This is a genomic window from Deltaproteobacteria bacterium, assembly GCA_029210625.1.
Classification (GTDB): Bacteria; Myxococcota; Myxococcia; order SLRQ01; family SLRQ01; genus JARGFU01.
This window is the reverse complement of record JARGFU010000002.1, coordinates 179,290-202,223: the sequence shown is the minus strand read 5'-3', so window position 1 is coordinate 202,223 and position 22,934 is coordinate 179,290. Positions and strand designations below refer to the sequence as shown.

The 22,934-nt window shown below is 72.3% G+C and carries 18 protein-coding genes; 5 read left to right on the top strand and 13 right to left on the bottom strand.

Annotation, left to right across the window (positions count from 1 at the left end; all coding sequences use genetic code 11):
• Positions 1-66 precede the first annotated feature (66 nt).
• Positions 67-1,866: a hypothetical protein gene (locus tag P1V51_03020; protein ID MDF1561986.1), complete on the top strand. Its 1,800-nt coding sequence runs from the start codon at positions 67-69 to the stop codon at positions 1,864-1,866.
• 7 nt (positions 1,867-1,873) lie between these two features.
• Here P1V51_03020 and P1V51_03015 read toward each other — a convergent pair whose 3' ends face one another.
• Genes P1V51_03015 through P1V51_02975 form a run of 9 tightly spaced genes read right to left on the bottom strand, consistent with a single transcriptional unit; the run spans position 1,874 to position 12,078 of the window.
• A complete protein-coding gene (locus P1V51_03015) occupies positions 1,874-4,165 on the bottom strand; it encodes an Rv1355c family protein (GenBank protein ID MDF1561985.1) in 2,292 nt (763 codons plus the stop codon).
• Positions 4,162-6,240, bottom strand: coding sequence for a hypothetical protein (locus P1V51_03010; GenBank protein ID MDF1561984.1), 2,079 nt, complete (start codon positions 6,238-6,240; stop codon positions 4,162-4,164). Before P1V51_03010 ends, P1V51_03015 begins: the two co-directional genes overlap by 4 nt.
• A complete protein-coding gene (locus P1V51_03005; GenBank protein ID MDF1561983.1) occupies positions 6,237-6,785 on the bottom strand; it encodes a hypothetical protein in 549 nt (182 codons plus the stop codon). Before P1V51_03005 ends, P1V51_03010 begins: the two co-directional genes overlap by 4 nt.
• Before the next feature lie 24 nt (positions 6,786-6,809).
• Positions 6,810-8,183, bottom strand: a complete 1,374-nt coding sequence (locus P1V51_03000; protein ID MDF1561982.1) for a SpoIIE family protein phosphatase — start codon at positions 8,181-8,183, stop codon at positions 6,810-6,812.
• Positions 8,180-8,602, bottom strand: a complete 423-nt coding sequence (locus P1V51_02995; GenBank protein MDF1561981.1) for a hypothetical protein — start codon at positions 8,600-8,602, stop codon at positions 8,180-8,182. The genes P1V51_03000 and P1V51_02995 overlap by 4 nt, the downstream gene beginning before the upstream one ends.
• On the bottom strand, positions 8,599-9,096 hold the full coding sequence (locus P1V51_02990; GenBank protein ID MDF1561980.1) for a hypothetical protein: 498 nt from the start codon (positions 9,094-9,096) through the stop codon (positions 8,599-8,601). Before P1V51_02990 ends, P1V51_02995 begins: the two co-directional genes overlap by 4 nt.
• Positions 9,096-9,467 (bottom strand): hypothetical protein, encoded by a 372-nt coding sequence (locus P1V51_02985; protein ID MDF1561979.1) that lies wholly within the window; start codon positions 9,465-9,467, stop codon positions 9,096-9,098. Before P1V51_02985 ends, P1V51_02990 begins: the two co-directional genes overlap by 1 nt.
• Complete coding sequence (locus P1V51_02980; GenBank protein MDF1561978.1) at positions 9,464-10,543, bottom strand: hypothetical protein; 1,080 nt, start codon at positions 10,541-10,543, stop codon at positions 9,464-9,466. The genes P1V51_02985 and P1V51_02980 overlap by 4 nt, the downstream gene beginning before the upstream one ends.
• Entirely contained in the window at positions 10,543-12,078 is a 1,536-nt protein-coding gene (locus tag P1V51_02975) for a hypothetical protein (GenBank protein ID MDF1561977.1), read from the bottom strand. Before P1V51_02975 ends, P1V51_02980 begins: the two co-directional genes overlap by 1 nt.
• 211 nt (positions 12,079-12,289) lie before the next feature.
• On the opposite strand from P1V51_02975, the gene P1V51_02970 reads away from it, so the two are divergent.
• Positions 12,290-14,080, top strand: a complete 1,791-nt coding sequence (locus P1V51_02970) for a sigma 54-interacting transcriptional regulator (protein ID MDF1561976.1) — start codon at positions 12,290-12,292, stop codon at positions 14,078-14,080.
• Positions 14,081-14,187: 107 nt separating this feature from the next.
• Positions 14,188-14,859, top strand: coding sequence for a lysophospholipid acyltransferase family protein (locus P1V51_02965; protein MDF1561975.1), 672 nt, complete (start codon positions 14,188-14,190; stop codon positions 14,857-14,859).
• A 57-nt stretch (positions 14,860-14,916) separates the two neighbouring features.
• Here P1V51_02965 and argB read toward each other — a convergent pair whose 3' ends face one another.
• The 4 genes from argB to P1V51_02945 all read right to left on the bottom strand — a co-directional run bounded on the left by argB (position 14,917) and on the right by P1V51_02945 (position 20,013).
• Complete coding sequence (gene argB / locus P1V51_02960) at positions 14,917-15,741, bottom strand: acetylglutamate kinase (protein ID MDF1561974.1); 825 nt, start codon at positions 15,739-15,741, stop codon at positions 14,917-14,919.
• On the bottom strand, positions 15,738-16,799 hold the full coding sequence (gene argC, locus P1V51_02955; GenBank protein MDF1561973.1) for an N-acetyl-gamma-glutamyl-phosphate reductase: 1,062 nt from the start codon (positions 16,797-16,799) through the stop codon (positions 15,738-15,740). Before argC ends, argB begins: the two co-directional genes overlap by 4 nt.
• Before the next feature lie 85 nt (positions 16,800-16,884).
• Positions 16,885-19,389: a hypothetical protein gene (locus tag P1V51_02950; GenBank protein MDF1561972.1), complete on the bottom strand. Its 2,505-nt coding sequence runs from the start codon at positions 19,387-19,389 to the stop codon at positions 16,885-16,887.
• A gap of 24 nt (positions 19,390-19,413) precedes the next feature.
• Complete coding sequence (locus P1V51_02945; GenBank protein ID MDF1561971.1) at positions 19,414-20,013, bottom strand: hypothetical protein; 600 nt, start codon at positions 20,011-20,013, stop codon at positions 19,414-19,416.
• A gap of 70 nt (positions 20,014-20,083) precedes the next feature.
• On the opposite strand from P1V51_02945, the gene P1V51_02940 reads away from it, so the two are divergent.
• Both P1V51_02940 and P1V51_02935 read left to right on the top strand, forming a co-directional pair.
• Positions 20,084-20,866 carry an inositol monophosphatase gene (locus P1V51_02940; GenBank protein MDF1561970.1) on the top strand — a complete coding sequence of 261 codons (783 nt, stop codon included), beginning with the start codon at positions 20,084-20,086 and terminating at the stop codon, positions 20,864-20,866.
• 48 nt (positions 20,867-20,914) lie between these two features.
• Positions 20,915-22,933: a hypothetical protein gene (locus P1V51_02935; GenBank protein ID MDF1561969.1), complete on the top strand. Its 2,019-nt coding sequence runs from the start codon at positions 20,915-20,917 to the stop codon at positions 22,931-22,933.
• Position 22,934 lies beyond the last annotated feature (1 nt).

Here is a 22,934-nt window from a genome sequence, read left to right as displayed (position 1 = left end):
TCTCCGTGCCCTGGCGGACAAAACCCCGGCTCACCCCTGCTCCCCCCGCTCCTCTCCGGAGATCCCATGAACCGCCTCCTCGCCTCGCTCGTCCCCTGCACCCTGGCGCTCACCCTCCTCCTGCCCGGCGCGGCCTCCGCCCAGTTCGGCATCAAGCTCGGCGGCGGCTCGAGCAAGGTCGACCTCGGCTCCTTCGATCCCCGCAAGCCCTCCAAGGAGCAGCGGGAGACCCTCTCGGAGGTGAACCGCCGCTCCCAGGAGGGCTCGAACAAGGTCGCCAGCTCCTGGCGCGAGGGCTGCGAGTCCAAGGGCGCCCGCTTCGCCGAGGCGCTGCAGATCCACCAGGAGCTCTCGGCGAAGATCGACGAGAAGCTGATGAAGCTCGACGCCTGGCAGAACGTGGAGCGCTACTGGGCCGAGTTCGACGCCAAGGTGCAGCAGGGCAAGCTCCAGCTGCCGGTCTGCCAGGCCTACGAGCCGGTGAAGATGGCCCACGACTCGGGCAAGGTCGTCGAGGACGCCGCCCTCCAGCAGCTGAAGGCCGCCACCGACGCCTACCTGGCGGGCGCCGCCGACTGGACCCAGCGCGACGCCCAGTGGATGTCCGAGCAGGCCGCCGCCGCCTTCACCCGCAACCAGCAGCTGGCCGAGTCCGGGGCCCTGAAGGCCGCGAAGGCCGCCAGCTCCGCCGAGATGCAGGCCCAGAGCCAGCAGCTCGACTGGCTCGACAAGACCCTGAAGTACTGGGACGGCATCATGCAGAAGAAGGAGGCCCCGATCGACGACAAGCAGATCGCCGACTTCGAGGGCGTGCTGGCGACGGTCAACGGCTTCAAGCCCACCGCCCAGGCCTGGTACGGCGAGCACCTCTGGTACGTGCGGGTCTACAACGCCTGGCTCACCGGCGACGGCGCGGCCATCGCGGCGGCCATGGGCGCCGAGCACGTGAAGAGCGGCGACACCGTCGGCAAGCAGATGACGGTCTCCATCCCGGCCGCCGAGGGCGAGTGCTACGCGATGCTCGGCAAGTGGAAGACCGACAGCGGGTCGGAGAAGACCGACCTCGACTGGAAGTACACCCTGCCCACCCACGGCCTCGGCTTCGGCCTCTGGAAGAGCCCGGTCGGCCGCATCTCCGGCTTCTGCGCCAACAAGGCGCTGAAGGCCACCCGCGCCGGCAGCCTCACCTTCGCCGGCACCAAGAACTCGATCCACTGGACGCTGGTGAAGTGGAAGCGGGCCGACTTCCCCATGGCCATCGCCACCCGGATGGGCGTCTCGGCGCCCGATCCCTGCAGCCCCGAGCACAAGTTCCAGTACTGGACCCGGCCGGTGCCGGGCGCCCCCGTCTACGCGGGCAACGAGCCGCTCATGCGCAGCAGCGACGACGACATGTGGCTCACCGTGAAGACCCTCAACGGCGGCGACAGCCGCGTGCAGTGGAAGAGCATCAGCTCGGTGGCCCCCGCCGCCCGCACCTTCGGCAACGCCTGGGCCTTCAAGGGCTGCTGGGGCCTCGACGGCTCCCACGACGCCCAGGCCCGCAAGCTCGCGCAGTGCAAGGACGCCCTCTACAAGCAGTTCGCGCCGAAGTACCGGGCGGCGAACAAGAAGAAGGACAACGCCAAGTACATCCACGAGGTGAAGCAGGCCAACGCGCAGCTCGACCGCCTCGAGCAGCAGGAGAACAAGGCCTACGCCGCCCGCTGCCTGCCCACCGAGAAGCTCATCCGCAAGAAGATGGAGAAGAACTACAACCGCCTCGTCGACTGGTTCGCGGACAACGCGCCGGAGAACCCCCTCGACGTGCAGCGGGTCATCATCGAGCAGCGGGACGCCAAGTACGACCGGCCGGGCCGCCGGTAAGCGCCCGCTACTCGATCGAGAAGACCTCCTCCACCGGGCGCCGCAGCGCGCGCTCGGTGGGAGGCTCGGCCCGGGCCAGACGGAAGAGCATCGCCTGGGTCTCCCCGGGGCCGGTGCCGAAGATCTCCTGGTGCTCCAGCCAGAGCTGCTCGAGCTCGGCGCGCTCCGTGCGGGAGAGCCCCTCTCCTCCGTCGATGAGCCGCTCGAAGAGGTAGGTGATCGCGGTCATCGGCTGGAAGGCCCAGCCCGCCGCGGTGGCCGCCAGCCAGACCCGCTGCATGGCCCGCCCCCCGAGGAAGGCCTCCCCGGGCCCTCGCCCGGGCAGCCGGACGAGGCCGGCCGCGCTCGCCGCCGCGAGCGCCTTGCGGCTCGGCTTCTCCAGCGCTCGCCCGCCCCCCACCCGGCCCACCAGCTCCATCACCCGCCAGCCGCGGGTGAGCTTCATGCCGGCCAGATCGGTGGGCGTCAGCTCCAGGGTGGCGACGTCCATGCCGTCGCCGGTGCGGCGGGCCTCCTCCTCGCTCCACCGGATCTCGCTCATCATCTCGCGGTGCATCTGCTCGTTCAGGAAGCGGATGCGGTCCCCCCTCCCGAGCAGCCGCCCCAGGCGCTCGAGCGTGGCGGGCTCCTCCACGAGGGAGAGCTCGACCCCGAGCGCGCCGGCGGCGGACGAGAGAGCGTCTCGCAGCCGCGGCTCGAGGGGCGCTCGTGGACCGAGGCGGCGGTTGGTGCAGCGCAGGGGGATGGCGGCGGCCAGGGGGTCGTCGACGGGGCCCCCCGGCGAGGCCGTGGGCCAGAGGTCGCAGACCACGGCGGCGTCCCCGGGAAGGGGGAAGGGCTCCGCCCTCAGCGCGAGGCCGAGCGCGCCGGCCCCCAGGATCATGTTCTCCACCGCGGCGCCGAGGGCGAGGTGCGCCGCCTTGTCCTCCCAGTCGAGGAAGGAGGCCGAGCGCGCGCGGTCGTGGTGGCAGCGCAGCCGCTCGCCGTTCCAGCTGAAGCGCCAGGGCTGACAGTTGCCCCCCGAGGGGGCCAGCACCGCCAAGGCCACCAGCGACCGGATCGACCCGAGGTCTCCCCGGCTCTCGACCCGCGGCGGCCCGGGAGTGCGCGCGGGCGCGGCGTCGGCCCCCTCGCGCTCTGCGGGTCGCGAGGCAGGCGCCCCGGCCTCGCCCGGCGAGTCCGGGATGGCCTGCTCGAGATCGACGTAGAAGCGGCCGGAGATGCGCAGCTGGTCGAGCAGGATGCGCCTCGCCACGTCGGTGCCCAGCGCCGCGCCGAGGGAGACCGCCGAGGCCAGCTGGGGCCAGGTCTTCAGGGTGCTGTCGATCTCGACCATCGAGGCGGCCAGGCGCGGTGAGACCGCGTCCTCGCCCAACAGCTGCAGGACGATCGGGACCTTCTCGTAGGTCGTCAGGCCGCGGAGCGACTCGGCCTTCAGGTCGCCGACCAGCCCGTGGAGCAGCGGCCGCTCCGGCTCGAGATCGAAGCGCTCGATGTCGACCAGCCCCCGGTCGGAGGTCTCCATCACCACCGGGATCTGCGCCGCCCGGGCGCGCTCGCGCAGAGCCACCTTCAGGTAGAGGTCGTCGCACTCCTCGATCAGCAGATCCAGCCGCGGCCAGCCCTCGGCTCCGTCGCCGAGCAGGAAGCGCTCGAGGTTCGCCTCGGTCACGCCCTCGGCGAAGACCTCCACCCGCAGGTAGGGATCGAGCTCGGCGATCTGCCGGGCGGCGATCACCGCCTTGTTCTCACCGAGGGCGTGCAGGGGCGCCCGGAGGCGGTTCAGGTTGCCCAGATCGAGGGAGTCGAAGTCGGCCAGGCGCAGGGTCCCCCCGACCCCCTCCATGGCGAGGGTCATCGCCGTGGCGCTCCCCACGGAGAGCCCCACGATCCCGAGGGTGCGAAGGCGGAGAGAGGCCTGCTCGGGCTCGGTGATCTTGTTGCGGTTCCGGTTGCTCCGCAGCCACCGGAAGGGCCCCTCGGGGAGCACCCGGATCAGGCGGCCGGACCAGGGGTAGTAGAACCAGTTGCCGTAGCTCACCGAGGGGCGCCCCTCGAGGAAGGCGTCCACCGCTCGAGCGAGCTCCGCGCCCTGGAGCTTGTGCCCCGGGGTGCGGGAGTCGACCAGCTCGGCGAGCTGCAGATCGAGGGTGTCGTGGACGAAGATCGCCCGCCGCTCGGCGATGAGGCGCTCCACCTCGGCGACCGCCGCCGGCTCGTCGGCCGGGAAGCGGAGCGGCGCCCACGCGCCAGGGCGGGGCTCTGCCGGAGCGTCGCGCAGTGGGGGGAGCGGGGTCATGGCTTCACCTCCAGGGGTGGGCTGAAGGTGACCTCCCAGGCGTGCTCCAGCTGCTCGGGCATCAGCTCGGCCGAGAGGACCGTGAGATCGGCCTCCCCCAGATCCTTCATCCCGAGCTCGGTGGCGTGGGCGGTCTCCCGGGTCTCGCAGAAGTAGGTGAAGCGGTGCTTCCCCCGGATCCGATACCAGTCCCGGGCCGCCTGGAGCAGCTCCTGGAAGTGTCGCTCGCCCCCTTCGATGAGAGGAAAGAGGCGCACCAGATCGAAGAGCCCGAAGAGGTGAGCGCCGGCCTCGACCACCTCGAGCACCGCCGCCGCCCGGGGGAGGCCTTGCCGACGAGCGATCAGGATCGCCCGCTCGCGCTGAAGCCTCGCGGCGCCCCAGCGGGCCGACGCCTCCCCGAGCTCGAGTCGGCCGGCGACCAGGTCGTGGGCCTCGAGGTAGGGCCTCGGCCGGATCCGGGCGAGCGCCGAGAGCAGCTCCTGCAGCTCCCAGGGCGTCGCCTCCGAGACCTCCGGCCCCACCTCGAAGCGCGGCTCGCCCTCGTCACAGGCGGCCTGGAAGGCCCGGAAGCGAAGCAGGCAGGCCCGGTCCCGGTCGTGGGTGTAGCGCCGGGTCAGATCGTTCATCAGCAGGCGGGAGAAGCGGCCCTCGGTCTGGATCCAGGTGACGAACCACCGGAAGCCCGGATCGGTCATCGCGTGCTCGTAGCCATGGAGGACGACCTCGCGCAGCACCCGCCGCGCCTGGCGCGCGTCGTCACCGCTGACGTCCCTCCTCGCCAGCTGATAGCCCACCCAGGTGCCGGCGTAGGGCTTGACCATGGTGACGGTTCCCCGGGCGACTCCGTCGAAGCGGTGGACCACCTGGTAGCCCACCCCCGGGGCCCGGCCGAGCTTGTGGCAGAAGTGCGTGAAGCTCTCTCGCAGCTGGACGAAGTGGGCCTCGCGCTGATCGGAGAGCCCGAAGTAGCCGGAGTCCCGGAACACCTCCCACAGCTCACCGGCTCGATCTCGGGCCACCTCCGAGCCCGGGTAGAGGCGCCGCGCGAGGGCGGCGATCCATCGCTCCCGATCGACGGGCGAGCTCGGGGAGAGCCAGAGGCCACAGCGCCCGGCCTGCGCCTCACCGGCGGGGAGGAGGTGGCGGACCTGCGCGGAGCAGGTGATCGGTGGCTCCCCCGGCAGCGCCACCTCCAGCCGGGGCAGGACGAGGCCCGGATAGAGGACGTCCTCCACCGGGTCGGCCTCGAAGGCCAGCCCCTCGTGGGAGAGATCGACGATGCGCCCCCGGACCGAGTGCCCGGGCCAGACCGGGTGACGCAGACTCACCTCGCCGGCGTCGACCTCGACTCTCCGGTGGAGGCGGTTGCGGCGCCGGACGATCATCGTCGGCAAGGGCGCGAGGAAGTGTCCCCCCTCCCGCCGGGCCGTCCTCACCTGCACGTGAAAGATCGAGTTGTAGCCCTGCAGCTCCAGCTGGAAGGGGGGCTCGGGGGTGTCCTCGTCGGCCGACCAGCGCAGGGGCGCCCCGCCGCCCTCGGCGAGGGGTAGCAGCGCGACCTGCCCTCGCCGGCCGTCCTCGGAGACGACCCGACCCCGGGGCCGCTCGTCGATCAGGCCCCGCAGCAGGGTCCGGATGCGGCGCGCCTCGCGGATCAGCTCGGTGATCCCGCCGGAGGCCGGGGGCGCGCTCTCCGGCGCCCCGCCGGTGTCACCCAGGTGAGCCAGCAGCCCCGCCAGGATCCGGCGCCCCGCCTCGAGGGTGAGCGGCGTGAAGCTCAGGTCGACCTCCTGCTGGCCGCTCTCCGGATCGACCCGCACCCCCGTCACCAGCCCCTGGAGCGTGGCCTGGACGCGATCCTGGAAGACGATCTGGACCTGGTGCAGCTTACCGGCGACCACGGGCAGCGTCCCCGGCAAGCGGCAGGTCAGATCCACCGGCGAGAGCCGGACGAGGCGGAGGCCCTCCCGCCAGTCGAGGACCCGCACGGCGCCCTGCAGGGCCGGGAGCCGGTATCCCACCGGCCGCCGCGCGGGGATGGCCGGGGCCCAGAGATCGAGCAGCCTGCTCATCGCCTCCCGCTGTGACGGTCCTGGATCGCGGGACCACAGAGCTCGCCGCTGTAGCGGCCCTGCACCTCGCCGGTCATCAGGCTCAGCTCCCCGACCAGGGTCAGGTAGCCGGTGGTTCCCTCGAGCCCTTCCGCGCCGCCGGTGAGGGTGATCAGCGCCGCCTGCCGGCCCGTGCCCACGGGGGAGAGATCGACGGTCCCGGTGTCGGTCCCCACCAGCGAGCCTCCCAGCGCCTCCACCAGGCTCACCCCGGTGTAGAAGGTCATCCCCGGCGCCGTGGGCTCCTCCGCGGATCGGGCGCTGCTCATCGTGAAGGTGTAGCTCCCGTGGAGCCCCCCGGTGAGGGTACCGGCCGTGCAGAAGCCGACCGGCGAGAAGCAGGACGAGGGAGGTAGAGGGTTGGCGGTGTAGCGGCCGGAGACCGGCCGGCACCCCGCCCCATCGTCGTCCGCCAGGGCGGGCAGCGGCAGGATCAGGAGCCCACCGAGCAGGAGCGGCGCGACGTGCGCGAGCTTCAGTCCGTATCGAGTTCCTCGGGTTCTCATGGTCGACCTCCTTGGGGTGTATCGTCAGGCCGCTGCGCCGTTGCTCAGGGCCATCGCCTGCTGAACGTCACCGGTATGCGTCACCACGAGCATGGTGACGTCGTCTTCCTGCTCGGAGGAGAAGGCCCGCAGGCCGCCGAGCACCTCGTCGATGACCTGGCTGGAGCCCGCCGCGCCGTGCTGGCGGACGAGCTCCCGGAGCCGGTCGTAGCCGAACATCTCCTCGCCGACGAACTGCTCCACGATGCCGTCGGTGAAGAGGAAGAGGAGATCGCCCGGGGCGAGCTCGAAGTGGGTCTCCTGGAGCTGATCGGGCTCGAGATCGTCGAGGATGCCCAGCCACATTCCCGAGAGCTCGATCTCCTCGATGGCCTCGCTCGCCCGGCGGTAGATGTAGAGCGGCAGGTGCCGGCCGACCGCCGTGAAGCGGCCTCGTCCGTGGTGCTCGAGCAGAGCGAAGGTCATGTACATGGAGAGGTTCATCCGGGCCAGGTTCTGGCGGATGCAGCGGTTGAGCACCCGGTAGAGGACGGGGATCGGCGCGTCGGGGATGGCCTCGACCGCTCCCACCAGGCTCGTGCGCGCCATCATCATCGTCAGCCCGGAGGTCACCCCGTGCCCGGAGACGTCCCCGATGGCGACCAGGCTGCGGCCGCTGCTCGTGTCGATGACGTCGTAGTAGTCGCCCCCGACCTCGGTGGCGGTGACCATCCGGCCGGCGACCTCGTGCTCGGGGATCTTCGGATCCCGGGGCAGGAGCAGGGTCTGGATCGCCTGGGCGACCTCGACCTCGGCGAAGAGGGCGTCCCGGGCGGCCTGGAGATCGAGGCTGCGCTCGTGCTCCTGCTGCAGGGTCTGGCCGAGCAGGGACATGATCTCGGCGAACATCAGGCCGAGCATGGCGATCAGGCCGCCCTCGATGCCGATCTGGTACCAGTCGATGGGCGACTGCATCGCGATCGAGGCGAAGAGGTAGGCGAAGAAGTAGACGGCGACCACGGCCCTGCCGCCGTGGGGCTTCTGGGTGAGCAGGCCGAAGCCGATGGAGCCGCCGAGCGAGAGGATGACGAAGCCGGGCCACCAGGGACCCAGCGGACCGGCGACCATCAGGTAGGCGGCCAGCGCCGTCCCGCCGCCCACGCAGACCCGAACGCCCTCCATGAGGAAGGGACGATCGAGGCGGCGCCCCACCTCCCCCACGACGATGTTCACCACCAGGAAGCCCAGGATGAGGATGAGGTCGGTGACCGGCGCGACGCCCTGATGGACACCGATCCCGGCCAGCCCCACCATCAGGAACATGAAGCCGCCGAAGAGGATGTCCGCGGCCTTCAAGGCGTGCTGGTAGCCGTCGGCCAGCCGCATCGAGCCAACGTTCTGGGTGCGCGCGTCGCTCATGAACGGATCTCCCGGACCTCGAGCCCCGGCACGCTCGCCTCGAAGCGGGCGAGGACATCGCAGCACATCTGCTGCCAGCTCTTGTCGGGGTCGAAGGTGATGCGGAGCTTCCCCTGGCGTTCCGGGATCCGGTGGATCAGCCGGACGAGCACCGCGATGGTGGACGAGTTGAAGTGCTGCAGCTCCTCGAGCCTGAAGTGGAGCCCCAGGCCGCCCTCGAAGGCGTGGTCCATCAAGCTCTCGAGGTAGGGCTGGATGGAGACCGAGGGGTGACGATCGCCGATCCTTCCGAGCCAGCTGGAGGTCAGCCAGCCGCCCTCGGCCTCGTCGAGGCGCAGGGTGTAGCTGCTCGAGACGAGGCTGGCCGGCCGCTCGCTCCTGCCCGCGCTCGCGCCGGCGTCCTGTCGGCTGGCGCTCATCTGCGAGAGGTGGAGATGGCGGTGACGTGGAGAATGGAGCGGTCGTCGATGCGGGCCTTCACTTCGCAGTGCCCCTCGTAGGCGACGCGCGCCAGCCCGAGGCGGCTCACGCCGTTGCTCTGCCCCCGGGCCACTTCCGAGAGGCGTGACCGGTAGGCCGACTCGGCGCTCTCCTGGGAGCGGATGAAGTCCACGGTCCGGAAGAGCTGCTCGACCTCGCTGCCGCCCTCACGCACGGGGTTCGAGACGGTGACTTCGACCTGGGTCTCGTCCCCGGCCACGTGGAGCTGGAACTCGGCCCGCTCCAGCGAGTTCCAGTCCCCGTACTTGACGGCGTTCTCCAGCAGCTCGCTGGTGATCATCCCCACCGAGTGACAGAACTCGTTGTCGCTGAAGATCGTGGCCAGGCAGTTGAGCACCGAGGAGCGCAGCAGCTCGATGTGCGACCAGCTCGAGGTGATCGGTACCTGGATCTGGAAGTTGATGAAGGCCATCAGCTCACCGTCTCGATCCGCAGGAGGCCGTCTCCCTTCTCGAAGACCCGGAGGGCCTCGAAGGAGAGGCGCTGCCACTTCTGCTCGGGATCGTAGATGAGCACCAGCGGCGTGCCCTGCTTCCTCATGAGCTGGATGAGGTGGATGATCGCGGTGATGGTCGAGGAGTTGAAGTGCTCGATGCCCTCGAAGTGCATCTCCATCGACGCCTTCGACGCGGCGGCGTCGCGAGCGACGCTCTCGAAGAAGGGCAGGAGCACCCGGGTCGGCTCCCTCGCGCTGCTCTTGCCCCTCCAGTCCACTCGCAGCTTGCCCTCCATCTTGAGGGGGCGGGCCTCGATCACCAGCTCGTCGAGCCTGAATTGGTTCATGGGTTCTGCATCCTCCGGGCGGCCACCGCGTGGACCGCCCCGTCCTTTTCGAGCTCGACCCCGCCGAGGAGCACGACGCTCGCGGGTGAGCCGGGCTCGAGAGCCACGAAGCGAAGATCGGGAGAGAAGTCGAGGCCCTCCTCGAGGGCGCGCTCGAGCGCGAAGATCATCGAGGTGACGCCGAGGTCACCGCGGTCCCGGTAGAGCTGCCGGGAGAGGGCGAGGAAGGGTCCCCAGCCGGCGGCGGCGGCCGGCTCGGCGAGGAGGGCCGGGAGCGCCATGCCGCCCGAGACCAGCAGCGTGGGCCGCCGGGCCGCGTCCTCCTCCAGCCAGCGGCGCAGATCCCCACGCCAGCGCCGCAGCCCCTCTCGCTCCCCCCGCGGCGCGGCCGCCGGTGGCGAGAGCGAGGCCCCGTCCGCCTGCAGGAGAGGGAGATCACGGAGCCGCTGATAGCGGAGGAGGGCGCCGGGCCGCCCCAGGCTGGAGAGGTGGAGGACCGCGGCACCGTCCGAGGCGGCGCAGCACTCGCGGACCTCGTCGAAGGTGACCTCGGCGGGGAGGGGCTCCCCGAGCACCAGGCTACCCCGGGTGGAGAGGGCCACGATCACGACGTCACGGGCCAGCCGCGCCTCGAGCAGGCGGGCACCGAAGACGAGGCCCGGGCGCAGGGTGGCCTCGTGCAGCTCCCGCACGATACCGCCCTTGGGCAGCTGCAGCTGCTCGACGAGGTGCGCCGCGAGACCGGCATGCAGGCAGGGAGGCGCGTCGGTGCAGACGAGCAGCGCGGTGCGCGGATCGAGCTCGACCTCTCCGAGGGCCTCGAAGAGCGCACGAGTGGCGAGGGTGCGGCCGGCCTGGACCAGCTCGGCGAGGCTGCCGCGCTCCTTCGCCGCGAGGTCCCGGGGGAGCTCGAGGTGGCGCTCTCGCACTCCGGAAGCCTCGAAGACCTGCTTGACGAGGTTTCGCGCCGCGGGGGCGAGGTCGGCCCCCAGGGAGCGGGCCAGGGCGGCCTGCTCGTGGACGTGCTGCCCGGTGACCGCACCGATCCCCTGGAGGGCGTAGCGGCGGGAGACCATCAGGAGGCCCTCCGGTCGAAGATCCGCCGGGCGCCGGGGAAGTCGGGGGCGGAGAGGGCGCCGCCCTCAGCGGCGGACCAGCGCAGAACCACCAGGAACTCGCGTCCGAACTCGGCGTAGAGCGACTCCTCGAAGTCGTGGAGCAGGTTCTCCTGCGCGCCCTCCCCGACGATCAGGGAGAGCAGCGCCCCGTTCTCCCCGAGCTCGAGGAAGGCGGCCTCGACCTCCCGGTCCCCGGAGCAGCGGGTCCGCACCCGGTGGGCGATGGCCTCGGCGCGCAGGTCGGGATCCCCCTCGAGGGAGCGGGCGGTCAGGTTCCCGCGCACCACTCGCAGCACCTCCGGCTCGGGAGCCAGCAGGCTGCGCCCCTCCAGCAGATCCAGGAAGTGCGACCCCAGCCGCCCCTGCACCAGCTGGCGGAAGAAGCCGGGCGATCGCCAGAAGTAGCTCGTGAGCTCGGCGGCCGTGCGCCAGGCCGCCTCCGCGCGAGCGACCAGCCCCTCGAGGACCTGCTCCCCGACCCGGCGGGTCGGCGCCTCGCGCAGGGTCGCCGCCACATCCGAGGCCTCGGCCATCGCCAGGAGCAGCTCGAGGTCCAGGACCGGATCACCCTTCCGGTGCGCGGCGCCGAGGCAGAGCCACCCCTCCCCCGCCCGGGGCTCCACCCGGTAGGGGACGAGGCGCTCGAGCTCCACGTCTCCGGCGGGCGCCGCGCTCCCCAGCGCCTGCTGGAGCTCGGGGTGGATCGACTCGAGCCCCCACGCGAGCAGCTGGGCCGGGGTGCGGGCGAAGCGCTGGTAGGTCGCCTGGGGCACGGCCACCGACACGGCGACGAGCTCCGTCGACAGGGGGGTCCAGCTGGCCCAGTGCCCGGGGCCGTCGTGGAAGAGGCGCGCCACCCCGGGCTGCACGCCGTCCGCGCGGAAGAGCCCCTGCACCTGCACCTGCTGCTGCCCCTCACCGAAGGTGCGGGGACCGGCGATCGCTTGCCGGGAGAGGAAGGCCTCGCTGCCGCTCGCGTCCACCAGCGTGCTGCAGCGGGTCTGCCGTTCGGGTGCGCGCCCGACGCTGGCCGGCTCCCACACCAGGCCCACGACCCGGCTCCCCTCGGTGAGCGGGCGCAGCGCCTGGCCGCGCCGGTGGATCACCCCCCGGGAGAGCGCGTGCCGGAGCAGGACCTGCTCCAGATCGGCCTTGCGCACGTGCCAGGCGGCCGAGCTCATCGGCACCTCGAAGCACTCCTCGGCGTTTCGACCCAAGATCTGCAGCCGCTCGGCCCGGGGAAAGCGGCGGCTGGCCATCTCCTCCCCCAGGGAGAGCTCGAGGATCGTCTGCGCGGCGAGCCCGGTCAGGCGCTGGGCGGAGATGGCCGAGGCGGTGCCGCGGGGCTCCAGCAAGAGCACCGACCAGCCCTCGGCGGCCAGGGCCGCCGCCAGCAGCGAGGCCTCGGCTCCCCCGCCGAACACCAGGAGGTCGACGCTCGCCGTCTCCTGCGCGGGGCCCGGGTTCCGGGTTCTGGGGTGTTCGTGCTCCATGGTGTCCTACCGGGGCGGGGACGGACGGTCCCTTCCTCACTGGGGGAGAGGGGCTGCATTCCCCCTGCCAAGGTCCAAGTCACTGAAAACAGGTGGGGTTCTTACCACCACCACCCTCCCGGGGAGGAGCCCGCGGGCAGGCTCACTCGAAAAAGCAAGCAATCACGGACAGTTGAGAAGATGATTCATTTTTGGTACATATGATTCACAAATGAAACGCCTTTCCCACGAAGAGCAGGAACGCCAGGCCCGCCTGCCCCTCTTCGTCCCCGTGATCTCCACCCCCACCCTGCCCGGCTGCTGGTCGGTGAACCTGAGTGACTCGGGCATCGGCCTGGTCGCGAGCCGCAAGGAGGGGCAGGTCCTGCCCGCCGAGGGCGAGTCCCTCGAGCTGGAGTTCTCGCTCCCGGAGTACGGCTTCACGATCCGCGCCCGGGGGGAGGTGGCCTGGCGCCACGACACCGAGGAGCCCACGGGCGGTGACATCGCCGTCTCCCTGGGCATCCGCTTCACCTGGGTCCCCCCCACGGACCGGGTGGAGCTCTCCCGCTACCTGCAGGACTACCGCTTCCACGTCTGCGCGGTCTTCGCCCTCGGGGCCGAGCAAGCCCTGATCCGGGAGGCACTCGAGGATCGGGTCGCCCTCCACTTCGCCGACTCTCTCGGCGAGCTGCACGAGCTGCTCGGGCGCGGTGACATCGCGGTGATCATCGCCTGCGGCAGCGACGAGGCGATCCTCGAGGCGGTCGTGGAGCAGTCCTTCCCGGGGGGCTCCGCCGGCGGCTTCGATCAGCACCACCCCCTGCGCGATCTCGCGGTGCGGATCATCCACTACGGCGGGATGAACCCCGCGGCGCTGGTCACCCACTTCAACGCCGGGGAGATCTTCCGCTCCCTGCGCCCCCCGGTCAGCCCGCACCGGCTGCGGACCGAGGTCCTGCGGGGCTGCCAGGACTTCGGCGAGCGGACGGAGCAGCGCCGCAGCGCCCAGGCCCTGGGCCGGGCTCTCCGCCGGGAGCAGGCCCGGGCCCGCCCCGAGAGCAAGCTGGACGCCCTGGTCGAGGAGAACGTCGTCCACCGCAGCCCGCAGATGGTCGAGGTGCTCCGCCTGGTGCGGGCCGTCGCCCCTCACAAGGTGGGCGTCCTGCTCCAGGGCGAGACCGGGACCGGCAAGGAGGTGCTGGCCCGCACCCTGCACGACCTCTCCGACCGCGCCATGTCCTCGCTGGTCGTCCAGGACTGCGGCGCGCTCCCGGAGACCCTCCTCGAGAGCGAGCTCTTCGGGCACGTGAAGGGCTCCTTCACCGGCGCCATCGACGATCACCCCGGCCTCTTCGTCCTCGCGGACGGTGGCACGATCTTCCTCGACGAGATCGAGAACACCACCCCCAAGCTCCAGGCGAACCTCTTGCGGGTGATCGAGACGGGCACCGTCCGCCCGATCGGTGGCACCCAGGTGCACAAGGTCGACGTCCGGATCGTCGCGGCGAGCAACCGCGACCTGGCTGCCGAGGTCGCGGCGGGCACCTTCCGCGCCGACCTCTTCTACCGGCTCAACACCTTCGTGGTGGACATCCCGCCGCTCCGCGAGCGGATCACCGACATCGAGGTGCTCGCCCTCCACTTCCTGGACGTCTTCCAGAGCGCCCTGGGACGCCGCGTCGGGGGGCTCTCGGCGGCGGCGCTCGAGCGGCTGCTCTCCTATCCCTGGCCCGGGAACATCCGGGAGCTGCGGAACGTGCTCGAGCGGGCCGTGCTCCTCTGCCCGCCGGGCGAGGTGATCGGCGTGGAGCTGCTGCCCGCCCGCATCGCGAACCGGGGCGAGGGCCGCGAGGGGACGCAGGCGCGCTCCCTGAAGGACCAGCTGGAGAACCACGAGCGGGAGCTGATCCGCCTCGCGCTCGAGGAGAGCGGGGGTGTCCTCCGGCGCGCGGCGCGCAGCCTCGGCCTCTCACCGGCCACCCTCGGACGCCGCGCCGCCCGCCTGGGCCTGCGTGAATGACGCAGAGCGTCGCCGGCGAATCGCGCTCGTGACGGAATCCTGACACGGGATCGCGATCCGCTCGCTTACCCTGTACCCATGTGCGGGGCCTCCAGAGGACTGCCATCATGATGCGATGGCTCAGCGGGTTCGTCCTGCGCCTCGCGGGCTGGAAGCCCACCGGTGAGGTGCCCACCCCGGACCGCTACGTCCTGATCGCGGCGCCCCACACCACCAACTGGGATCTCCCGGTGATGCTCCTCTTCGGCTTCTTCTTCGGGATGAAGGTCCGCTGGATGGGCAAGCACACCATCTTCAAGGGGCCCTTCGGCTGGTTCTTCCGCAAGCTGGGCGGCATCCCGGTGGACCGGCGCGCGCGCAACGACACCGTGGAGTACATCGCCTCGCTCATCCGGGACTCGGAGCGGATGATCCTGGCCATCTCGCCCGAGGGCACCCGCTCCCGCCGCGAGCACTGGAAGTCGGGCTTCTACCACATCGCCCGGGCGGCCGGCGTGCCGGTGGCCTGCGGGGTGCTCGACTACGCCCGCAAGGAGGGCGGCTTCGGCCCCACCCTCGAGCTCACCGGCGACGTGAAGGCCGACATGGATCGCTTCCGCGCCTACTACGGCGACAAGCGGGGCCTGCACCCCGAGCTCTTCGGGCCGGTGAGGCTGCGGGACGAGACCGGCGTGACCGCGGGCGCGGCCGCGCTGGATCCGGCGATCACGCCGGTGGCGATGCCGGTGGCCGAGGTGGCGGCGGGCCTCGGTGCCGTCGAGCCATCGGTGGCCGACTGACGCGAGCGCCGTACACGTACACGTACACGTGCACGGCCTCTCCAGGGCACCGCGGGTTCAGGGCCGGATGGCCGTCCCCACGGTGGGCTCGTCCTCCAGGACCCGGAGGAAGGCGTCGTCGGGATCGACGCCCACCACGGCGATGATCTCCACGCCGGTCTCGAAGACGGTCATCGCCTCCTCCACCTTCGGGATCATCCCACCCGAGATCACGCCCTCGGCGATCAAGCGCCGGGCCTCGGCCTCGTCGAGGGCGGCGAGCCGGCTCGAGGGATCTCCGAGGTCCCGGAAGACGCCGCCGACCCGGGTGGCCATCAGCAGGGCCCGGGCCCCGAGCGCCGGCGCGAGCTTCACGCTGGTGGTGTCGGCGTTGATGTTGAAGGCCTCGCCGGCCGCGCTCACGCCGAGGGTGGCGATCACCGGGACGAAGCCCGCCTCGAGGAGCGCGTTCAGACCCCGGGTGTGGATGGCCGCCACGTCGCCGACCTCGCCGAAGTCGATGGGCGCCTCCCCTCCCCCGGAGATGATCCGCGGCGGGCGGCGCCGGGCCTCGATGGTCCGCCCGGAGGCGCCGTGGAGGCCGAAGGCCTCGACCCCCCCGGCGAGGAGCGCGGTGACCACCGCGACGTTCACCTCGCCGCAGAGGGCCTGCTGCACGGCGACCAGATCCTCCGGGGAGGTGATCCGCCGGCCGGCGACCTTGTTCTCCGGCAGGCCGAGGCGCTCCTGCAGGCGCGAAACCTGCGGACCGCCCCCGTGGAGGATCACCACCGGGTGGCCGGCCTCGCGCAGGGCGCGGACGTTGGCGGCCAGCGCCCGCCGGTCCTCCGCCTCGAGGAGGAGATCCCCCCCGACCTTCACCACGACCGGGCGCAGGCTCACGGCCAGAGCCCGGGGGCGGCCAGCCCCAGCCCCTCGGGGGCGCCGACCATCAGGTTGAAGCTCTGGATGGCCTGCCCGGCGCCGCCCTTGATCAGGTTGTCGATGGCGCTCATGCAGCAGAGGGTGGCCCGGCCGGTCTCCTCGTCGTGCCGAACCGCGAGGCCCACCTCGAGGTAGGCGCTGCCGGCCACGGCCGCCACCTCGGGCACCGCGCCCGCCGGCCGCACCCGCACCAGGGGCTCGTCCCCGAGGTGCTTCTCGTAGACGGCCTGCAGGCTCGCGGCGTCGTGGCCCTCGGGCAGGTCGAGCTGCGAGATGGCCAGGATGCCCCGCCCCAGCGGCGCGCTCACCGGCACGAAGTCGAGGCTCACGCCGCTGGCTCCGGCGTCACCGAGGGTCTGGAGGATCTCCGAGCGGTGCTGGTGCTGGAGCACCTTGTAGGGCTTGAGGTTGCGGGAGCGCACGGGGTGGTGGGTGCCCTCGGAGGGGCGCACGCCCGAGCCCGAGGAGCCGGTCATCGCCACGGTGCGCACGGCGAGGTCCTTCAGCAGCCCCTCCTTCGCGAGCGGGAGCAGGCCCACGGCGATGCAGGTGGCGAAGCAGCCGGGGCTCGCCACGTGCTTCGCGCCCTTGATCGCCTCGCGGTGCAGCTCGGGCAGGCCGTAGACGAAGGTCCCCAGCCGCTCGGGGCAGGGGTGGTCGGGGTGGTAGTCCCGGCTGTAGTCGGTGAGCGAGCGCAGGCGGAAGTCGCCCGAGAGATCGACGATGCGCAGATCCAGATCGAGGAGCGGCATCGCCACCTGGGCCGTGATCTTGTGGGGCATCCCCAGGAAGACGAGATCGGCGCCCTCGGCCGCCACCTCGGGGGGCAGGTCCTCGAGGATCCGATCCCCGGCGAAGCCGACGAGGGTGCGGTGCACCTTGTCGACCCGCTCGCCGACGTAGTCCTTGGAGGCGATGCGCAGCACCTCGACGTCCTCGCGGACGAGGAGGTGGCGCAGGAGCTCGGCGGCGCCGTAGCCGGCCCCTCCGATCACCGAGACGCGCGTCTTTCCCATCGTGTGGCTCCTCTCGTGAAAAGGATCCCGCGGCGGCGGGGAGGCTACCGCATTCCCCCTCCCGGGGGCAGGCGCCTTCGCGCCCTCAGCCCAGCAGCTTGCGCACGCGGGGCGAGCCCCAGAGGGCCTGTCCCGCCGCGCTCTGCAGATCGACGAGCTCCCAGATCTCGGTGGGCGGGCCGGCCTCGAGGCCCTTGAAGCGCACCCGGCCGGCGTGGCGGAAGAGCGAGGGTCGGCCCTGCCGATCGAGGATCAGACAGAGGCGCAGCTCGGGCTCGAGGAAGGCGAAGCGATCGAGGAGCGCCTTCTCCAGGTGGCGCACCTCGATCCGCGCCTCGCTGATCGCGCCGGTGGCGCCGACCTGCTCCCGGTAGGCCTGCAGGGCCTCGCCGCTGATGGCCTCTCCGGCGTTGTAGAGCGCGCCCACCGAGGCCTCGAGGGCGTCCTCCTCGTCACCGCCGGTGAGGGCGGCGTCGGCCTGCCGCTCGGCGGCGATCCGGTAGATCTCGAGGTAGCGCTCCCGGTCCCCCCTCTCCCGGGCCCGGGCGAGCGCCAGGGCCTGGGCGGGGTCGAGGGGCAGCGAGTCGGGCCGCCGCACGTAGACCTGGAAGGGCAGCACCAGCCCGGGCTTCTGGTGCACGCGCTGGAGGAAGGTCAGCTCGGCGGTGATGGCCGTGTGGACCGCGGCGGTGCGCGCGCAGCCCCGGGCGGACTCGTTGATCTTCTCCGCGATCGAGACCCGCACCCCACCCCAGAGCTCGTCGTCGAAGGTCACCACCGAGGGGGGCGCGCCGTGGGCGATGAAGGTGCCGGCCGCCAGCTCGGCCTTCGAGCGGGTGGCCTCGTCGTAGGCCCCCAGCCGCTTCTGGATGTCGGCCTCGTAGGCCCGCAGGTGCTCGCGGATCCGCCGGGCGATGGCCACCAGGGACTGCACGTCCCCGGAGAGCGAGACGGCGTCGCCCAGGAGGTTGTTGAGGTAGACGCCGCCCCGGTCCGAGAGCTGGGTGAGGCCGGCGAAGTACTCCCGCGCGATCCCCAGGATGGGTCCGTAGAAGGCCGTGCGCAGGAACTCGGCGGTGACCGCCTCCTTCAGATCCGAGGTGCGCCGGGTGAAGTCCTTCATGTCGGTGAAGAGGTGCCCCACCGGTGCGGCCTCGGCGGTGTGATCGAGGATGGGCGCCTCGCCGAGCTCGACGAGGTAGAGCTGGCCGGCGGCGTGCTCCTCCCGCAGGCTGCGATCGCTCTCCGAGCCGCTGCGCTGATCGAGGCGCTTCACCGCGCCCGCCGCGGCGCGGGCGGCCTCGAGCCCCCCGGCGTGCAGGATCATCGCCCCGGCCGCCTCGCGCAGGGGATCGTCCTCACCCTCCACCGGCGGCGGCCGATCCGCGCGCGCCTTCTTCAGCGCCCGGGCCAGCGCGAGCACCGCCTCCTGCGCCTCGCGCCGCTCGAGGGCCTTCGCGCCGGCCTCGAGCTGTTTCACCCACTCCCCCCGCGCCTTGCGATCCTCGACGATGGGCAGGAGCTTCTCGGGCCGGCGCCGCAGCTGGAGCACGGCCCGCCGCAGGGCGCCGCCGCCCGGCTCGAGGCTGCAGACGAGCGCGTCGGTGCACGCCCGCACCAGCCGGTGCCGGCTGATCCGCTGCAGCGCGGCCTCCTTCAACGCCCGGTCCCCCGAGAGCAGCGCGATCAGGTCGGCCGTGGCCTGCCCCTCACCGAGGGCGGCGATCCGGGCGAGCGTGTCGGGGATCAGGGGCCGGGCCTCGCCGGTGAAGGCGTGGAAGTGGGCGTGACCCGGGCGGGCGGTGGCGGCCTGGAGGGCGAGCTCGGGGGCGACCAGGGCCCGCCAGCGCGCGAGCGCCTGCTTCCGGCTCTCGAGGGCCTCGCCCATCTTCTCGGCGGTGCCGGCGAGCACGACCCGGTGGGAGAGGTGCAGGGCCGTCGCCAGGGCGGCCTGCACCTCCTGGGCGACGGCGCCGTCGAGCCCCTGGCCGGAGACGGCCCGGGGGACGAGGGCGAAGCCGAAGCGGCACATCCACTGCACCAGGACCACGGTGTCCTCCGCGCCGCCCGTCGAGCGCATCTCGGCGGCCGCCCGCGCCATCAGGCGGCTCCACTCCGTGAGCAGGGGGCGCCCCCTCCCCTGGCTGCCCCACCAGGCGACCAGGAGGCCGGCGTCGAGGCCGGGAAGGATCGCGGCGCTGGCCGCCATGCACTCGCGCAGGGCCGCCTGGCTGACCCCCGCCGGTGGCGCGAGCATCACCGGGGGCAGGTCGGGCATGACGCTCTCCTGCCGGAGCATCATCCGGTCGTAGGCCCCCTCCTCCAGGACGTCGCGGTTGCGCGCCACGTAGAGGTAGGCGAGCTCGGCCAGCGCCTGCTCCCAGACCCGGCGCCAGCCGCCGCCGAGCGCGAAGGGGAAGCGGGCGTCGATCTCGGTGACCCCCAGGCGATGCCGGGCGCCGCTGGCCTGGGGGGCGAGCAGGCTCGCGGGCTGGGTCCCGAAGACGTGGGCCTGCCGGGCGATCTCCCGGCAAGCGCTGGCGCGGGCCCGCTCCAGCTGCGAGTCCGCCTGGCTCTCCCTCGGCGTCACCCGCCGAGCATAGCGAAGATCGGGCTAGCGCGCCGGGGGTGTGAGCCGCCGGTAGGAGAGCTGGTAGCGGATCGGGAGCGGGAGGGGATCGGCGAAGATGGTGACCTCGATGGTGAGCTTCTTCCCGTCGGGCGAGAGGGTGAGCACCCGCTCCTCTCCGCCGCGCTCGTTGAGGGTCCGCAGGACCAGCTTGCGCCCGTCGCGCTTCAGGGTGGTCTCGAGCTCGTCACCCGCCTTGCTGACGTGCTGGACCGGCTTGCCCTCGAGGGGCACGAGCAGGGGCCGCTCCCCGGCGTCGCGGATCGCCAGGACCGCCTCGCTCACGTCGAAGGCGATCTCCTTGCTGATGACGGTGGCCGAGCGCAGGCGCGAGCGCGCGAAGGGCCGCGCCACGAAGAGCATCTCGTCGACGCACTCGTCGATCGCCTCCAGGCGGGCGGCGTCCTCCCGGTCACCGCCGGTGAAGCGGAAGCTCGCCGCGAAGGCCTGGACCCAGCCGGCGAGCTCGGAGGCCTCGTCCGGACCGAGCGCCCGGGCGTCGGCCGGGAGCCCGAGCAAGAGCACCACCGAGAGGATCGCCCCGGTCCCGATCCCGCGCCTCGTCTTCTGCCCCCTGAACATCATGATCGAAAGTTAGGGACCCTGAACCGGGTCTACAACCCCCTAATTCACCCCCGCGGGTAGACTGCCGCGCATGTCCGAACGCACCATCGAGAAGGTCGCCGAGGTCCTCCGCGCCGCCCTCGAGGCCGCCGCCGGGGCCGCCCTGGAGCGCCTCGCCGCAGCCCGGGAGGCCGAGACGAAGTCGGACGGCTCCCCCGTCACCGCCGCCGACCGCGCCGCCGAGGCCGCCGCCCTGGAGGTGATCCAGGGGGCCTTCCCGGGAGACGCCATCCTGGGTGAGGAGACCGGCGAGCACGCCGGCGGGGGCTGGGCCTGGACCATCGATCCCATCGACGGGACCCGCGGCTTCGTCCGCGGCGGCGAGTCCTGGGGTCCGCTGATCGCCGCCGCCGAGGCGGGGGTGGTGCGGGCCGGGGGGATGGCGCTCGCGGTCCGGGGGCGCCACTACTGGGCCGCGGAGGGGATGGGCGCCTGGCGGGGGGACGAGCGGATCGCCCTGGCCGCCCCGCCGCCCCTCGAGCGGGCGACGCTGGTGGTGGGCGAGCTGCGCCCCCTCCTGGCCGATCCCGGCGGCGCCGCCGTCCGGGAGCTCATCGCCGAGGCCGCCTGCGTTCGCTGCCCGGGAGACCTGGCGAGCTTCGCCTTCTTCCTGGACGGCCACGCCGATGCCTGGCTGGAGGCCGGGGTCCAGCCCTGGGATCTGGGGCCCTTCCCGATCCTGGCCCGGGAGGCCGGCGCGGTCTTCACCACGGCCCGGGGCACCCAGGACCTCGGCGAGGGGACCGGGCTGGTCGCCCGCGAGCCCCTCCACGGGACCCTGCTCGCCCGCTGGAAGGTCGCCCTGGAGGGGTGACCCTCCGGGCTGCTAGACTTGAGGTTTCTGGCCTTCCTGGAGGGGAAGATGTCTCGCACGCACCACCGCTGGTCCCTCGCCGCCCTCTTCGTCGCCCTGCCCGCGCTGCTCTCCACCGGCTGCTTCCGCGGCTCCGGTGACGACTGCGAGCCGGGCAAGAAGATCGCCTGCGTCTGCGCGGACGACAGCGCCGGCACGCGCACCTGCCAGGACGACGGCAGCTACGCCGACTGCGACTGCGGCAGCCCCGACGGCGGCACCACCGACGGCGGCGGCACTGGCTGCGCCGCGGGCTGGGATCTCTGCGGCGGCGTCTGCGTGAACGTCCTGGACGACCCGCGCACCTGCGGCACCTGCACCAACACCTGCGCGGTCGGCGAGGTCTGCGTCGGCGGCAACTGCGAGACCGGCGCCGACTGCCGCCAGGAGCCCTGCATCGGCGTCACCTACTGCGACGAGGCGACCGGCCTGTGCATGCCTGGCTGCAGCCAGAACGGCCACTGCCCGCCGGGCGAGTACTGCGATCTCTCGGTGCACGCCTGCGACTGCGTCCCGGGCACCGAGCGCTGCGGCCTCGCCTGCGTCGACACCCAGACCAACCCCGAGTTCTGCGGCGACTGCGACACGGTCTGCCCGGCCACCGCCTCCTGCCAGAGCGGCCTCTGCGAGTGCCCCGGGGGCACCCTGATCTGCAACGGGGCCTGCGTCGACATCCTCTCGGACCCCTTCAACTGCGGCATCTGTGAGCGGACCTGCGACAGCCGCGCCAGCTGCATCGGCGGTGACTGCCAGTGCCCGGGCAGCGAGACCCTCTGCAACGACGTGTGCGTCGACACCCTCTCCAACCGGGACCACTGCAACGGCTGCAACCGCCCCTGCCCCACCGGCGAGGTCTGCGTGAGCGGCGTCTGCGAGCCACCGCCGGACTGCCGCACCGACGGCTGCACCGGCTTCACCTGGTGCGACACCACCAACGGCGTCTGCATGCCGGGCTGCGGTAGCGACGATCAGTGCCGCCTCGACCAGACCTGCCAGACCTCGACCCACACCTGCGTCTGCCCGGCGGGGCAGCAGGACTGCACCGGCACCGCCTGCGTGGACACCTCCAGCGACGCCTCCCACTGCGGCGCCTGCAACCGCCCCTGCCCCGGGGGCCAGGTCTGCAGCGGCTCGACCTGCATCGACCCGAACCAGGCCTGCCTGACCTACAACGCCGGCAACCGCCTGGCCTCCTGCACCGACGGGGCCTCCTGCACCGGGGACATGGAGTGCAGCCTGCTGGGCTTCACCGGCGGCGGCGCCTGCCTCGACGAGACCCCCTGCGGCTCGACCCCGGCGGGCCCCTGCTGCGGCGCCGGAGAGTTCTGCGGCCTGGGCAACGGGATGCTCGGCAGCTCCTTCTCCTACTTCTGCTGTGTCCCCGGGGAGTCCATCCCCGACGGGCTCTTCGGCATGACCTGCGACGACGCGGGCCTCGAGATCACCTGCTCCAACGACGCCGACTGCCCCTCGGCCTGGGGCCGCGGTCACTGCAACACCTGGGTCAGCCCCGCCCTCTGCGCCGAGTGCGGCTCCGACGCCCACTGCGCGGGCCAGCGCTGCAATCGCTCCACCGGGACCTGCGCCGAGTGCACCTCCGCGGCCGACTGCCCGCCGGCGACCCCGGTCTGCGACGCCACCGGCAGCTGCGTCTCCTGCCGCAACGACGGCGACTGCGGCGGCGCCACGCCGGCCTGCGACAACGGCTCCTGCGTCCGGTGCACCGACAACTTCCACTGCGGTGGCGCCACGCCCTACTGCGACACCAGCGGCCCCACCTGCGTGTCCTGCCTGAGCAACAGCCACTGCCCCGGCTCGGCCCCGGTCTGCGACAACGGCACCTGCGTGGTCTGCCCCGCGGGGACCACCTGCCAGACCCTGGCCTCGGGCCGGAGGGGCTGCTACGAGCCGCCCTTCTTCCCCTTCTGCCAGCAGGACACCGACTGCGTCCTCTTCGGCACCGGCATGATCTGCGACGACGCCGCCAGCGGCGGCAGCGGCCTCAACTGCATCTACACCTGCCCCTGAC